At 60.5% G+C, this 13,363-nt stretch carries 16 protein-coding genes; 7 read left to right on the top strand and 9 right to left on the bottom strand.

All coding sequences use genetic code 11. The annotated features are described in order from the left end of the window. The first annotated feature begins 37 nt into the window (after positions 1-37). The gene (locus ACTHV6_RS00570) at positions 38-532 is read left to right on the top strand and encodes a DUF6912 family protein (RefSeq protein WP_441385306.1); all 495 of its coding nucleotides are present in this window, start codon (positions 38-40) and stop codon (positions 530-532) included. On the opposite strand, the gene ACTHV6_RS00565 is transcribed toward ACTHV6_RS00570, so the two are convergent. Continuing rightward, positions 529-3,567, bottom strand: coding sequence for an AAA family ATPase (locus ACTHV6_RS00565; RefSeq protein WP_441385305.1), 3,039 nt, complete (start codon positions 3,565-3,567; stop codon positions 529-531). The two genes, ACTHV6_RS00570 and ACTHV6_RS00565, sit on opposite strands and share 4 nt — an antisense overlap. Beyond that, positions 3,564-4,790, bottom strand: a complete 1,227-nt coding sequence (locus ACTHV6_RS00560; RefSeq protein ID WP_441385304.1) for an exonuclease SbcCD subunit D — start codon at positions 4,788-4,790, stop codon at positions 3,564-3,566. The genes ACTHV6_RS00565 and ACTHV6_RS00560 overlap by 4 nt, the downstream gene beginning before the upstream one ends. 335 nt (positions 4,791-5,125) lie before the next feature. On the opposite strand from ACTHV6_RS00560, the gene ACTHV6_RS00555 reads away from it, so the two are divergent. Beyond that, complete coding sequence (locus ACTHV6_RS00555; protein ID WP_441385303.1) at positions 5,126-5,275, top strand: hypothetical protein; 150 nt, start codon at positions 5,126-5,128, stop codon at positions 5,273-5,275. 162 nt (positions 5,276-5,437) lie between these two features. On the opposite strand, the gene ACTHV6_RS00550 is transcribed toward ACTHV6_RS00555, so the two are convergent. Next, on the bottom strand, positions 5,438-5,560 hold the full coding sequence (locus ACTHV6_RS00550) for a hypothetical protein (protein WP_441385302.1): 123 nt from the start codon (positions 5,558-5,560) through the stop codon (positions 5,438-5,440). A gap of 178 nt (positions 5,561-5,738) precedes the next feature. After that, entirely contained in the window at positions 5,739-5,921 is a 183-nt protein-coding gene (locus tag ACTHV6_RS00545; RefSeq protein WP_441385301.1) for a hypothetical protein, read from the bottom strand. A gap of 439 nt (positions 5,922-6,360) precedes the next feature. On the opposite strand from ACTHV6_RS00545, the gene ACTHV6_RS00540 reads away from it, so the two are divergent. After that, complete coding sequence (locus ACTHV6_RS00540) at positions 6,361-7,527, top strand: MFS transporter (RefSeq protein ID WP_441385300.1); 1,167 nt, start codon at positions 6,361-6,363, stop codon at positions 7,525-7,527. Continuing rightward, positions 7,485-7,700, top strand: coding sequence for a hypothetical protein (locus ACTHV6_RS00535; protein WP_441385299.1), 216 nt, complete (start codon positions 7,485-7,487; stop codon positions 7,698-7,700). The genes ACTHV6_RS00540 and ACTHV6_RS00535 overlap by 43 nt, the downstream gene beginning before the upstream one ends. A 15-nt stretch (positions 7,701-7,715) precedes the next feature. Here the strand turns inward: ACTHV6_RS00535 and ACTHV6_RS00530 are convergent, their stop codons facing one another. The 5 genes from ACTHV6_RS00530 to ACTHV6_RS00510 form a co-directional block, all read right to left on the bottom strand. After that, positions 7,716-8,207, bottom strand: coding sequence for a phosphoribosyltransferase (locus ACTHV6_RS00530; protein WP_441385298.1), 492 nt, complete (start codon positions 8,205-8,207; stop codon positions 7,716-7,718). A 67-nt stretch (positions 8,208-8,274) separates the two neighbouring features. Continuing rightward, on the bottom strand, positions 8,275-9,060 hold the full coding sequence (gene hisN / locus ACTHV6_RS00525) for a histidinol-phosphatase (protein WP_441385297.1): 786 nt from the start codon (positions 9,058-9,060) through the stop codon (positions 8,275-8,277). Beyond that, the gene (rsgA, locus tag ACTHV6_RS00520) at positions 9,057-10,100 is read right to left on the bottom strand and encodes a ribosome small subunit-dependent GTPase A (protein ID WP_441385296.1); all 1,044 of its coding nucleotides are present in this window, start codon (positions 10,098-10,100) and stop codon (positions 9,057-9,059) included. Before rsgA ends, hisN begins: the two co-directional genes overlap by 4 nt. Further along, on the bottom strand, positions 10,097-11,491 hold the full coding sequence (gene aroA, locus ACTHV6_RS00515; protein ID WP_441385295.1) for a 3-phosphoshikimate 1-carboxyvinyltransferase: 1,395 nt from the start codon (positions 11,489-11,491) through the stop codon (positions 10,097-10,099). Before aroA ends, rsgA begins: the two co-directional genes overlap by 4 nt. Next, positions 11,488-12,042, bottom strand: a complete 555-nt coding sequence (locus tag ACTHV6_RS00510; RefSeq protein WP_441385294.1) for a DoxX family protein — start codon at positions 12,040-12,042, stop codon at positions 11,488-11,490. Before ACTHV6_RS00510 ends, aroA begins: the two co-directional genes overlap by 4 nt. 130 nt (positions 12,043-12,172) lie before the next feature. On the opposite strand from ACTHV6_RS00510, the gene ACTHV6_RS00505 reads away from it, so the two are divergent. The 3 genes from ACTHV6_RS00505 to ACTHV6_RS00495 all read left to right on the top strand — a co-directional run bounded on the left by ACTHV6_RS00505 (position 12,173) and on the right by ACTHV6_RS00495 (position 13,306). After that, positions 12,173-12,778, top strand: a complete 606-nt coding sequence (locus tag ACTHV6_RS00505; protein WP_441385293.1) for a sigma-70 family RNA polymerase sigma factor — start codon at positions 12,173-12,175, stop codon at positions 12,776-12,778. Beyond that, positions 12,775-13,089, top strand: coding sequence for a mycothiol system anti-sigma-R factor (gene rsrA, locus ACTHV6_RS00500; protein ID WP_441385292.1), 315 nt, complete (start codon positions 12,775-12,777; stop codon positions 13,087-13,089). The genes ACTHV6_RS00505 and rsrA overlap by 4 nt, the downstream gene beginning before the upstream one ends. 142 nt (positions 13,090-13,231) lie before the next feature. Then, positions 13,232-13,306, top strand: coding sequence for a 50S ribosomal protein bL37 (locus tag ACTHV6_RS00495; protein ID WP_441385372.1), 75 nt, complete (start codon positions 13,232-13,234; stop codon positions 13,304-13,306). Positions 13,307-13,363 lie beyond the last annotated feature (57 nt).

Raw genomic sequence — 13,363 nt, 5'->3', positions numbered from 1 at the left:
CGCGGGAAGGCACCGCCGAATCGGCTAGCATGATGGCGTGAGGATTTTCATTCCAGCAACTAGTTCAGACCTGACGCCTGCGGCCATCACGCCACGGATTGTGCATGCCGCAACCCCCGAACTCGAACGTGAAATCGGGCCCGAAGATCCCGAATACTTGGAGGCCGTGGCCATGAACGCGGCGGCTGATGACTCATTGCGGCTGGCCAGCGCCGATGCGGGGGCTGCGCCGGCCCGCGTAGTGATTGCGGCCGAAGTGGGCGGGCTTGCAGCTGCTAGTGCCGATCACTCGCGAGCGGGTGGGGAAGGTCTGTTGCCCACGGCGTGCTATCTCGAGGTGCCACTGGAGTGGAACAGAGTGGATTCGATACACGTGGATAGCGACGAGGTTGCAGCCGATGTCCAACTAGCCCGCGGCGGGGACGATGAGGCCTTCGAACGTGTGGCTGAGGAAGACCTCATGTGGTACGACGTGGCCGAACGCGACCTGTTGGCCCGGGAGATGATTGAGCGAGCCGAAGCCCGGCACTAGGCTCGGATCTCCAGCTTCGAGGAGCCGTCCGGCTGCGGGATCACGGTGATTTGTTCGGGCACCATCTTCTTCATTTCGGACACGTGGCTGACCAGACCCACCGAGCGACCTCCCGAAGCCAGACCCATCAGGACCTGCATAACCTGATCGAGCGTCGATTCGTCGAGCGAACCGAAGCCCTCATCGATCAGGAGCGTGTCCAGCTGAATTCCGCCATTTTCTGCGCATACGACGTCCGCCAGAGCGAGCGCAAGCGAGAGTGCCACATAGAAGGTTTCCCCGCCTGAGAGCGTCCGGGTGGCGCGGATGGAATCCCCGCCGGATTCGCCTTGGTGATCCAGTATCTGTAGGCCGAGGCCGACCTTCTGCTGGCGTGTGCCAGATTCCTTTTCCTCAGTTGTCTGGAGTTCGTAGCGGCCCAGAGAGATCTCAGAGAGATGCTCATTGGCGCGTTGGACCACCTGTTCGAAGCGTTGCTGCAGCACATAGGTGGCAAGGGGGATTCCCGTCAGGGAGAACTGCCGGTTGCCGGCGGCCAGAGCCGCGAGGCGAATGATCGGGCCCGCCTTCTCTTCCTCCGCTACCCATGTGGCATGGCTCTGTTTTGCATCCTCAAATCTGAGACGAGACTGGGTGGCGAGGCTCGCGGAATCTGCGGCAGCGCTTTGTGCCTGCCGTGCTGCTTCCTCTGCCTGACTATTGGCCTCAGTGGCTTCGGCAATCTTCGGTATTTCCTCGCCGGTGAGGTCGGCCAGCGGAGCCGATTTCAGCGAGTTGTTGATATCGCGCTGCTGATCGTGGTGATCCGATATCTCGCGCTCCCACGCCGTTGCATCATCCGGACTCACCAGTGCGTCTTTGACTTCCTGGCCGCTCGTGAACCGGGAACTTGCCAGCGTACCGGCCAGTTCTTCGTCGCGTTGAGCCTGGGCTTCAGTAGCCGCGATCAGCTTCTGCACGGCCGCCAGTTCCGTATCCGCCGCCTCTATCTGCGCCTCGTGCTCCGTCAAGCGCTCGGCCACGCTCGGGTGCTCCCCGCGCCCTGCCTCCACACGTTCCATGGAGGTTTCGATCTGCTCGCGTCTGGAGGAGATTGTGGAATTGAGTGCAGCGATGCCGGAACGGAGAGTGGATAGCCGTTCGGCGAGCTCCTCTTGTTCGCTTGCGAGTTGCGTCAAACGCGCGCTATGCGTGTGCTGCTCGCGTTCGGCTTCCTGCGCTGCGGCGAGGCTGGCACGGGCATCCGAGATCGCTTGCTCCAGCGATTCCTCCGTTTCGCCCACGTGGATTTCTTCCATCGTGGCGGCGCGCCCGCGCAGGGCCTCCAGTGCGCTTGTAGCCTTATCGAACGCGCTCTTTTTTCGATTGAACAGTGTGGTTGCAGCCTCTACGTCCTGACGGCTTGCCGAGTCCTCAGATTGTGGTGCCGGAGCAGGGTGCTCGGTGGATCCACACACCGGGCATGGCTGGCCCTCCTCCATCTCAAGAGCAAGGTTGGCCGCTGTGGACGCGATCCACATCTCCGTCACCCAGCCCAGCCCCTCCTGAGCGTCACCCACGGCTTTGGCTGCTGTGGCCGCCTCGGCACTGGCGCTAGTAACCTCGGCGCGCAGCTTCACAAGCTTGCCGAACTCCTCTGCGCGGCCCGAGGCCGAGGCCAGGGCGGCGGTTGCGGCAGGCACGGTTGCGGCCAGAGCGGCAGCCCGATCCTTCGCCTCTTGAGTGGCTCTCAGTTTTTCCGGGATGGCACCAGCCGCTTCTGCTGTTGCCTTCTCCTGTTTGCTCAGATCTTCCAGCTTTTCGCAGTCTTGCTGCTGTTTCGCGGAATCCTTCGCGATTGAGTGTTCGATTCTCTCCAGCTCGTGAAGGGACCCAGTTTGCGACCGAAGCTCGTTCAGATGCCGCGTGAGCGTGGCGGCGTATTCATCGTTTACCTCGTGTTCGGCAGCACTCGTTGCGTCCGCCAATGCCTTTGTGGCCTCGCTCTTCTGCTTGGCGGCCTCCTCTGCGGCCTTCACGTAGGGCAGGATCTGGCGTGCGTGCCGATCTTTATCGAGATCTTGGCCAAAACGGAGCATGCGCGCCAATTGGTGATCGAGCACTTTCTGCTGTTTGATCAGCTCGGTGCGCCGCTCAAGGTTTGTGGCGAGTTCCTGTTCCGCAACGAGCGCGTTGGCAGCAACCTTCAACTTAGCTTCGGCACTGCTGCGTACACTCTGAGCCCGCTTTGATCGTTCCGCCGCTGCGGAAACACGGTCCTCAAACATTCCGAGGAGCGGCTCGGCATCCTCTGCACTAGGCAGTGATTCGATCGCTGCTTCCAGATCCGGCCCATCGTCAGTATCGGCCCCCGGGTCCAGAACACTGATAAGCGTTCCCGCGGCCTGCTGGAACGCGCGGGTTTTGGCTTCGATAGTCTTGCCCGCTTTGGAGGCCATTGCGGTCAGATCCTCAGCGAAGGCGCGATAGATCGAAGTGTCGAATATCTGCTCGAGGAGATTAGTCCGCGCTACCGAGCCGAGCTTGAGAAACTCAGCGAACTTTCCCTGCGGAAGGACGATGGTTTGAACGAACTGTGCCTTGTTGAGCCCAATGATGTCCGTGATGGCGGTCCCTGCGTCCTTCGCCTTGGTCTCCAGCACATGTCCCGCCTCGATATCGCCAGATTCGAGAGCGCCATCCTCGAGTTTCCACAGTTTCGCCGTGGCGTTGACGGCGCTCTGCCTCCCGGGCTTAAACCACTTCGGTGTTCTGCGAACCCGGTAGGTTCCAGCACTGACGGTGAACACTAGATCCACGTAACTCTCTACGGTTGGCTCGGCGTGAGTGGACCGGATGCGATCGTTGCTCGAATCGTCCCCTCCGGCCACGCTCCCATACAGAGCAAACGTGATGGCGTCGATGATCGTGGACTTGCCGGAACCCGTTGGCCCGTCCAGCAGATAGAGTCCGCTGGCGCCGAGCCGATCAAAATCGATGAAGCATTGGCCCGCGAATGGGCCGATAGCCTGAAGGTCGAGGCGTCGAATTCTCATGCTGATTCCCCTTCGAATGCTCGGCGGGTGTGCTCCCATGTGTTGGTCAGAAGCTCCGTTTCGGTTCCCGTCAGCTCGCGGTTCCCCGCAATCCGCATGAAATCCTGCAGTATTTCTATCGGTTTCTGTGCTGCGATGGGCGTGAACGTGTCCCGTTTCTCCAGTGCGTCCGCACGATGCTGGATATCCAGCGCGAAGGGGAAGACTCGCCGAATCTTGCTGGTCAGGTCCGTTGGACGCGCCTGATCAGTATCGATGATCCGAGCAAACTTCTCCCGATCGGGGATATGGGCTTCGCTGAGAATCTCCTCGAGGGTTCCCTCGATCGTCACGACCGGCCGCCACACGGGCGCATCGATCAGCGTGGTGTCCACCCGGTTTCCGGTGATGTCCAGCAGCACAGAGGACTTCTTCCGCGACTCCGAGAATGAGAAGGCGATCGGCGAGCCGGAGTAACGCATCTGCGGGTCATGGGATTGCCCGATCACCTGCGGAGAGTGCAGATGACCGAGCGCCACGTAGGATAGCGGCCCGGGATCGCTACCCGTCGCGCCCAGCCTGAACAGGCCCGACGGCGCACTATCGACCCCGCCAACATGTAGATCGCGTTCCGATATAGAGGCTTCTCCACCCGTGATGAAGGCGTGTGCCATGCAGATTCTGGCTACGTCCTCACCAGCGTGCGGGCCGGACTCGATATCTCGGGCAATCAGATCGAGTGCTGCGCCCAGAACCGCTTCGTGGCTGCGCGGGAGGTAATCGGCGGATGGGTAGCCGCCGTCGTCAATAATCTGCGGCGCGAGCCGGCGCCTCTCAACGTCCGGGTCCAAATACGGAATCGGGTAGACAAGTGCCCCGAGATTTCCTTCCTTATCGCAGACCTCGACTGGTGTACCCGAATTACGTGAATCAGTGCGGATATGCACGCTATCTTTCATCAAACCAGCCCCGAAACCCAGTCTGTGGGCCGAATCGTGGTTCCCGGATGTCAGGATGACGGTGGTCAGTTCGGACAACTCGCGCAGCATGGCGTCGAAGAGCTCCACGGATTCGGTGGGCGGCACGCCCCTGTCATACACGTCCCCGGAGATGAGAACGGCGTCAATGCCGCGCTCACGGACCAGATCAATGACGTGACGGCACCACAGCTCGGATGCCGCGGAGAGATCTGCCCCATGCAGCTTGCGGCCCAGGTGCCAATCGGACGTGTGAAGAATTCGCATGATCCAACACTAGCGGCACCCTCCACCACAAAATCTGAGGGCGGGTTGGGAGCTAGTGCTCGTCAGTTGTCAAGCAGTTCCTGTTCTGGCTGGTTATGGGACTCGCTTAGCGCAAACCTCGCTCCACGCATGTTTTGCACGTACTCATCCCACTGCTCCTTACGACATTCGACCACTGGCGCCGATGATCTATTGTCTTACTGATTCAGCTTTGGGAACAGGGCACAAAGGTTGACAGGTGCGCTTAAAGTGGCGACTCAGTGTTGCTAGACTCGGCGGGATCGGATACCGCATCTGGCGTGTGGGTGGCGCGCAAGCAAAAGGAGTGATCGCTCATGCACGAACCAGACGAAGCACTGCAATTGCTGCGTGAGGCGGCGGAAATCGGATGGCAAGACATTGCAGCGGGACGATATGTGGATGTTCGAGAAGAGGATATCGACGCGTTCGTTGATGGTATTGGCCGCCAAGTTTTAGGCGAGTAGATGGAGTACGTCCTTCGGATTTCATCATCTGCCAAAGAAGATCTCGCCGGGATTCTTTCCTGGTCACAGGCAGCCTTTGGCGAGCAAGCTCAGTTGCGCTACAGGGCGCTGATACAAGCTGGTCTTCGCGATGTCCGAGACGCCTACCGCGATCATGCCTGTTTATGGCAGTTCCAGAGGCGCTGCCGGAGTGTGATCCCGCACTGATTCGATGGCATCCACGTCGTCATCTGTGAGATCGAGATTCCGGCCCAAAGCTACCAAAGCATCGACTAGATTCTTCATGATGCCACCTCCAGCTAGATCGAGCAGCATTCTATCGCAACGCTATAATTTGGGTATGGGCCTCAGGGTCGGCTACCGCCGACGAACAACTGCGCCGAGACGCCAACTTTGGCGAGACGTTCGGGCAATTCTTAAAACAGGGCGAGCACATGGCTCTGATCGAGTTGTTTCCCCAAATTTATGCTCGCGCCAGCGACCGATCGGTGATGAGAATGCCGCGCTTTCGGAAAGCGGCGGGGCTTTCCCGGTCAGCATCGTCACGGAAGATTATCGGAACCGCCGGATACCAGTTCTTAGTGCGGCGTGACGGGTCATTGGCCCAGTCCGGCGTTGTCAGCGGCCGTGTGATGGATACCAACATGCTTGCTCAGCGTAGGGGCCGGTGCAGTGACGGCAGCATCGATTAACTCAGCGACTGACTGTACTTCACCCTGAAATACCATAACTGCGCCTCCACCTATTCGCCTTCCATTCTCGCGGACCTACCGAAGGAATCACAGAGTCCCACGGCCGCATTCGAGCGACGACCATCGAAAGCCTGACACCCGATTCGGCCAGCGTGCTGCGTCACGCGCACGAGCTGATCGAGAGTGGTCGGACGATGGGCAAAGTGCCTATTCGTGGATGGGAGTAGGGCTGTTGCGTCCGTGAATGAAAGGTAGTGGGGGAGGGTTTTCGGCGGGGCGGGAACTTTGGTCCCCCTAGATCGGACCCGATTGGGTAAATACTGAGGCTGGATAAACACCGAAAAGTGGGCACCGAATTCGGATGCCTGTAACCAGATGCGAAAAGGCGGCAAAGTGGCCGAGATTCCACTTCCAAAGCTCAGGTCAGACGCAGACTATCGCTGGTGGTTTGCCGGTGACACGACCGTGGCGTTGGGCTCTGGCATTGGAAGTTTCGCACTGACCCTTCTCATCGTCCACACCACAGGTTCGAGTGCTCTTGCCGGGACCGTTGACAGCATCACGATGGCGATTGCGGTTCTACTTGTGCCCTTTTCTGGCGTGATGATTGATCGATATGACCGTAGGAAGCTGCTGATCTGGAATGCGCTGACCGGCGCACTCGTGTGGGGAATCATCGCTGTGATTGCGGCCGCGAACTCTCTGCCGTCGTGGATTCTCATTGTGGTTGCGGTGCTCATTGGGGTGCGGGCAGGGATGCTCGCTGGCACGTCGGATGCTTGCCTCAAACGCATCGCCGGGAAGGAGCGCTTCCCCGAGGCCATGGCGGCGAACCAGTCGCGGGACTCGATGCTGGAGCTCGTTTCGCAACCCTTGAGCGGAGCGCTCTACGGGCTGTGGGCTCCGCTCGCGTTCATTGGGACGGTTCTCGGGTACCTCACTCAGTGGGTTTCTGCAGTCAAGATTAAGGCTGATCTGAGGCCGAACGTTCGCTTGGACGGAGAGCCTGAAGAGGTCGGGGAAAAGCAACGTCCCTCTATCTGGAAGGAAGCGGGTGCCGGTATTCGCTGGATCTTCAGCCACAAGGTAGTCCGCGGCCTCGTCTTGATGAACTGGGTGATGGCATTCGCGGGTGGCGGCGCCTCGCTCGCCGTCGTCTATGGACTGAGCGCGCGAGGTACTGAACCGGCATTGATTGGTCTAGTCGTTGCAGGACAAGCGATCACGGCAATTATCGGGTCGTTCCTAGTGTCCAGACTGGTGCGTAGATTCTCAGCTGGGAAGCTCTTGGCGATGGCGGCGGTGTGGGTTGGCGGGACAAATGTTATTGCGGCACTCGCTTCATCCTCCTTCATTGCGTTGCTGATCATTCTTGCGATTGGAGGATTCGTCGGCCCCTCCTCGGGTCGATCGTTGGGGGCGTCACCATGGTGTCCGTCCCCAACAACTATCAGGGAAGGATTGGTGCCGCACAAACCGTGCTTGCCGGAACGGCCGCCGCAATATCGCCTGCCGTTATGGGAATCCTTGTGCAGCAGTTTTCGATGCTGGTTGCGATGACAATCGCGGGCAGCTTCTTCATTCTCGCGGGACTCGTGATACTCGCATCTCCTGCCGTCCGCTCCATCCCCACAGCGGACAAGTGGCTCGCCCACTCCGAAGCAGTCGCGGCGGTTAGCAGCTCTGCCGAATCCGCCGGTGCAGAGGGTTCTGCGGAGGAGACGTCGGACTGACAGCGGCGGGAGAGGCTAGTTGTCCTTGCTCCCCACACCGTTGACCGGGGGCAGGCAGGACCATGGGAAGGAAATCCACTCAGCGGTTTCCTTCCACACGTAATCGCAGTGGATGGTGGAGCGCGGCTTCTCGTACAGCACGGCTACCTTGATCTGATCGGTGTACTGCTGGCAGATGCCGCGCACGAACTCGAGGGTGCGGCCCGAATCGGCCACGTCATCAACGATGAGGATCTTCTTGCCGCTCATGCCGTGGTTGTCCGGAACCGGGTCCACGAGCCGCGGGTCCATCAGGGTAGTGCCGATGCCCGTGTAGAACTCGACGTTGAGGACCAGCATGGACTTCTGCTCCAGCGCGTAGGCGATCGCCCCGGCGGGAATCAGCCCGCCGCGCGCCACGCACACGATGATGTCCGCTTCGAAGCCGGATTCCCAGACTTCCGTTGCTAGCTCTCGAGATGCCTCGCCGAATGTTTCCCAGGTTAATACTTCGCGCACGTCACTCATAAACGTATTCTTGCAGCTTCGCCGGTTCGCAACCAATTTTGGACGGGTGATGTGCGGCGCGTCGTTACTAGGCCAGAGCCAGCCGCGCCTTTTCGTGTAGTAGTCCGTTGCTGGCGATGGCCGAGGTGCCGCTCGCGCCGTTCCCACCCTCGAGTGAGGTGAAGGTTCCGCCAGCTTCGCGCACGATGGGAACCAGAGCCGCCATGTCATAGAGTTCCAGCTCGGGTTCGGCGGCGATATCTACGGTTCCTTCGGCCACCATCATGTAGCTCCAGAAATCACCGTAGGCGCGGCTGCGCCAGCACGTGTTGGCCAGCGTGGTAAAGGAGTCAAGCTTCCCACGTTCTTCCCATCCGGTGAGGGAGGAGTAGGACAGGGAAGCGTTTCCGATCTCCGAGACCGCCGAGACCCGTATCGCCCGGGGGCTACCGCCTGCGAACGAGGTGAAGGCACCAAGCCCTGTGGCGCCCCACCAGCGGCGGGCCAGGGCAGGCGCAGAGACAACGCCAAGGGAAAGCTCCCCATCGATTTCTAGGGCGATGAGAGTGGCCCACACGGGCACGCCCCGCACGAAGTTCTTGGTGCCGTCGATCGGATCCAGAATCCATCGCCGGCCAGTGTGGGAGAGCGTGCCGCCCTGCTCCTCGCCATATACGGCATCTTCGGGGCGGGCTGTGGCCAGCGTGTCACGGATCAGCTGCTCAGCGGCCTTGTCCGCATCCGAGACGGGCGTGAGATCGGGCTTTTCCTCCACCACGAGATCGCTGGCCCCGAAACGGGCCATGGTCAGTTCATCCACGCGATCAGCGATATCTAATGCCACGCGTAGATCGTCAGCCAGTGTGCTCATCATGAGCTCCAATCCGTTTGTATCGAATCCAGAAGCCTCCGGAAGGATTGCACGCGGGAGAGCGTGGGCTCTTCCGTCACCTCGGACAGCGCACATTCGAGAGCACCCTCAGTATGCGGGCAGCCGCGCGGGCAATCATCCGCGATCGCGTTGAGGTCCGAAAAGGAGGCTAGGAGATCGGCGGCACCCACATGTGCCAGCCCAAAACTGCGAATGCCGGGAGTATCGATAATGCGCCCACCCTCAGGCAGGCCAAACGATACGGCGGAGGTTGAGGTGTGGCGGCCCTTGCCCGTCACCTCATTGACGTGCCCGGTTGTGCGATTTGCCTGCGGAACCAGTGCATTGATGAGCGTTGATTTTCCAACCCCCGAGTGGCCAACAAGCACGGTTTCGTGTTCAGTCAGGGCCTCGCGAAGCTCCAGAGAGACCGAGTTATCCGGCTGGGGGGAGGTGGCGGGGGAGGATTCGCCGTCGTCGAAAACATCCGGAAGTGACGTGACGTAGAACGGGAGGCCGAGCGGAGCATACCGGGCCACCAGATCCTCCGGTCCCGCCAAATCGCCCTTCGTGAGGACGAGCAGAGCGTCCATGCCGGCCACGTAGGCGGCCACGAGGCAGCGATCGATCATACCCGGCTTAGGACCCGGATCGGCGAGGGCAGCAACCACCGCGAGCTGATCCGCGTTGGCAACCACCACGCGATCGCGGCCATCGCCCTCTTCAGTGGATCGGCGCAGTTCGGACGTTCTTTTTTCGACGACGACGACGCGCGCCAACGTATCCTTCGCGCCAGAAATATCCCCTGTCACGCGCACACGATCGCCCACAACCAAGGCGCGGCGGCCAAGCTCGCGGGCCTTGACAGCGTTCACCTCAATGCCGTTCTCCTCCATGATGAGGCGGAACCGGCCACGATCTACTGTGATCACCTGAGCGAGCGGACGATCCGAATAGTCCGGGCGGATCTTCGTGCGGGGGCGTGAGGCGCGGCCGGGACGAACCCGCACGCGCGGATCATCCGTTCCGATATCGCGCGTCAAACGCCTGTCCCATCGCCAGCGAGCCGGAGACTGGCCGTTTCGGCGCGCACCACCGGGATGCCGTCCGCCAAATCAGCCCACATCTGCGGGAACTGGGGCAGGGTTTTGGCCGTGGTATCAATGTTCTGGATGTGGACGTCCGGAACGCGAAGTCCGATGATGGCGGCAAACGTTGCCATCCGGTGATCCTCGTAGGTGTGGAGCGTGGCGCCGTGGAGCGGGCAGGGTTCGATGAACAGATCATCCCCGGCGGTCCACGCCTTGCCGCCGAGCCGTTCGAACTCGGTTGTGAGTGCGTTCAGGCGGTCCGTTTCGTGGCCGCGGAGCTGGCCGATGTTGCGGATCACGGAGGTGCCGGTGGCAAAGGCTGCGATGGCGGCGATTGTGGGGACCAGCTCGCCCACATCGTGCATGTCCAGATTGATCGGCTGGATCTCATCGGGGCCCGTGACCTGCAGGCGCCCGGCCATCATCGCCACTGAGGCGCCCATGTTCGCAAGGATGGTGCGGAGCTGATCGCCGGGCTGCTTGGTGATGCGGGGCCAGCCCTGAATCTCGATTGATCCGCCAGTGACCATGGCTGCAGCAAGGAACGGGCCGGCATTGGACAGGTCAGGTTCCACCTCAACGTTGCCAACATCAGGGATGCCAGGCAGGACGAGCCAGCGGACGGCCGGATGGCCCGGGCGGACGGGGCCGGCGTCCCTTGGGAATGTGAATACCTCGATGCCTGCATCGCGCAGCACGTCCACCGTCATATCCAGATGAGGTGTGGAGGGGACGGTGCCGCCGGTGTGCCGCAGCTCGAGGCCGCCAGCCATGCGCGGGGCGGCCAGCAGCATGGCGGAGATGAACTGAGAGGATTCTGAGGCATCAATGTTGATCTGGCCGCCGCGCACCGTGCCAGTGCCGTGCACCGTGACCGGGAGGGTGGCTGCGCCGGCCGCATTCGTGCCGTGATCGATCTCCACGCCCAGCTGCTTGATTGCGCGGACCACCGGGTCCATCGGACGCACCCGGGCGGCTTCATCACCATCGATGGTGACATCGCCCTTCGCGATGGTGGCAACTGCGGGCAGGAACCGCATGATTGTGCCGGCTAGGCCAGCGTGAATCGAGGCTGCCTTGAGAGGACCCGGGTAAACGAACAGCGCATTGTCGTAAAACTCCAGACCCGTTCCCATGGACTCCAAGGCACGTGCCATGAGGATCGTATCGCGGGCTACGAGCGGCTCGCGGATAACCGAGGGTTGATCGCCCAGCGCAGCCAGCACGATGAACCTGTTGGTCAGAGACTTCGAGCCGGGGATACGAACCGATGCGTTCAGTGGCTCCGCGTGGAAGGGTGCGGGCCACGCGAGGTTTTGTCCGGATGAATCCGGCGTACTCACGGGAGGTTTCCCTTTGCCTTGGCGGCGAGGGCGCGGTTGCGCTCCTCAAGCTTCGCGAGCTTGCTGGCGCTCGCGGCGCGTTCCTTTTCGCGGGCGGCGCGAACCTCGTGGCGGGTGGCGGCGCGATTGTTGCGGCGCCACGATAGGGAGGGCTTTCCTGCAAGATCGGCGGCGGCCAGCCCAGCGCCTCCGATGAGGCCAGCAGAGGTTGCCAGGCCCTTGAGATCCTCGCGCCGTTCATCACCCGTGTGAAGCCACACGGGGTTGTTCGCGAGGGCGAGTGGGATGTGAATGGCAGCCAAGACGCCAGCGCAGGCTCGCGGGAACTTTCCCGTGGCCAATCCCGCGGCACTCACGATTTGGGTGAGGCCGATGGCGCGAGTGGCAAGATCGAGATTGCGATCGGTGAGTTCGAGGCCAGCCTTTTCGGCTACAGGTTCCAATACGCGCGCCCGCTCACGATGGCCCGCGGGTCTGACGAGTGCGTCTACCCCTGAAGCAGCAAACGGTGTTGCCAGTAGTGGACGTGCAAGTGCGCGCAAAATACTCATATTCCATTACTACCGCAAACTTCGGAAAATGTCGCCTAATAACCACAAATCAACTCAAAGTGAGTGGAATTGATTGAACTGTGCTTGCGTTATGTATGTGAACGAGACAGACCGGCTACCCTAGATGTTGATGAGCACTGAAACACAAGAGCCTGCACAGGTTGAGAGTGATAGTGAGCGCGGCCAGCGCTTTCAGCGTGACGCCATGCCCTATCTTGATCAGCTCTATGGTGCAGCTATGCGCCTAACGCGAAATCCACAGGATGCCGAAGATCTAGTTCAGGACACCTACGCAAAGGCATTCGCCGCTTTCCACCAGTACACGCCCGGCACCAACCTGAAGGCATGGTTGTACCGGATCCTCAACAACACCTTCATTTCCAATTATCGGAAGGCGCAGCGCCAGCCTAAGAAAGCAGACGCTGCTGAGGCAGAGGACTGGCAGGAATACGAGGCAGCAACACACCAGTCCAGTGGGCTGGAATCTGCCGAGGCGCAAGCGATCGAGAATCTGCCAGATTCCGAGATTCGCGATGCCCTTGCCAAGCTTCCTGAAGATCGCCGGCTTGCCGTGTATTTGGCGGATGTTGAAGGTTTCTCCTATCAGGAGATTGCCGACATCATGGATACGCCGATCGGAACTGTTATGTCACGCCTACACAGGGGACGCCGCCAGCTGCGCGAACTCCTCGCCGATTATGCGCGTGACCTCGGCTATGGGAAGGAAAAAGAATGAGCGAGAAGGAAACGCTCACTAGCGATCAGCTCGCAACGGAGCTCGAAGAGAAACTTGAGGCGGGCACCGGGGAGTGTACGTGTTCGGAAGTATCCGATCACCTCTTTGAACTCTTGGATGAGCAGATGCCCAAGGAACAAGAGGCCCGGCTTCGATCCCATGCCGAAACCTGCCCGCACTGCAACGAGCTGGCCGAAGCCGAAGTGCACGTGAGAGAAATCGTCAAGCGTTCCTGCTGCGAATCAGCCCCCAGTACTCTGCGGGAGAAGATCTCAAGCCAGATTTCCGTGTTTAGGACCACCACTTCGTAACCACCACTTCGTAGCGGTTTCCATGCGTGCATGATGTGCGATTGGCCTTAATAATCGGTTCGATAAGGTAGCTCGGAATTGATGTTGCTACACTTGACTTTTGTCGCTTTCCATTGGGAGGCACCTATCAGAGGAGGAACACATGAGCAGGCGAGGACGTAAGCGCCGCTCTCGTGCCGGCAAGGCCGCCAATCACGGTAAGCGCCCAAACGCATGAGACGAATCGGGTCCGGTATTCCGGGCCCGATTTTTTTTGGACTGAGTGCCGCGGGAA

This window comes from Ancrocorticia sp., from assembly GCF_052089425.1.
Lineage (GTDB): Bacteria > Actinomycetota > Actinomycetes > Actinomycetales > Actinomycetaceae > Ancrocorticia.
The sequence above is the reverse complement of the archived record's forward strand: the minus strand, read 5'-3'. Positions and strand labels throughout refer to the sequence as shown.

Excerpts from the sequence above, each read along its gene's own strand:
- ACTHV6_RS00565 (WP_441385305.1), bottom strand. The coding sequence starts at position 3,567 with ATGAGAATTCGACGCCTCGACCTTCAGGCTATCGGCCCATTCGCGGGC.
- ACTHV6_RS00560 (WP_441385304.1), bottom strand. The coding sequence starts at position 4,790 with ATGCGAATTCTTCACACGTCCGATTGGCACCTGGGCCGCAAGCTGCAT.
- ACTHV6_RS00555 (WP_441385303.1), top strand. The coding sequence starts at position 5,126 with ATGCACGAACCAGACGAAGCACTGCAATTGCTGCGTGAGGCGGCGGAA.
- ACTHV6_RS00550 (WP_441385302.1), bottom strand. The coding sequence starts at position 5,560 with ATGAAGAATCTAGTCGATGCTTTGGTAGCTTTGGGCCGGAATCTCGAT.
- ACTHV6_RS00545 (WP_441385301.1), bottom strand. The coding sequence starts at position 5,921 with ATGTTGGTATCCATCACACGGCCGCTGACAACGCCGGACTGGGCCAAT.
- ACTHV6_RS00535 (WP_441385299.1), top strand. The coding sequence starts at position 7,485 with ATGGGAATCCTTGTGCAGCAGTTTTCGATGCTGGTTGCGATGACAATC.
- ACTHV6_RS00530 (WP_441385298.1), bottom strand. The coding sequence starts at position 8,207 with ATGAGTGACGTGCGCGAAGTATTAACCTGGGAAACATTCGGCGAGGCA.
- hisN (WP_441385297.1), bottom strand. The coding sequence starts at position 9,060 with ATGATGAGCACACTGGCTGACGATCTACGCGTGGCATTAGATATCGCT.
- ACTHV6_RS00510 (WP_441385294.1), bottom strand. The coding sequence starts at position 12,042 with ATGAGTATTTTGCGCGCACTTGCACGTCCACTACTGGCAACACCGTTT.
- ACTHV6_RS00505 (WP_441385293.1), top strand. The coding sequence starts at position 12,173 with ATGAGCACTGAAACACAAGAGCCTGCACAGGTTGAGAGTGATAGTGAG.
- rsrA (WP_441385292.1), top strand. The coding sequence starts at position 12,775 with ATGAGCGAGAAGGAAACGCTCACTAGCGATCAGCTCGCAACGGAGCTC.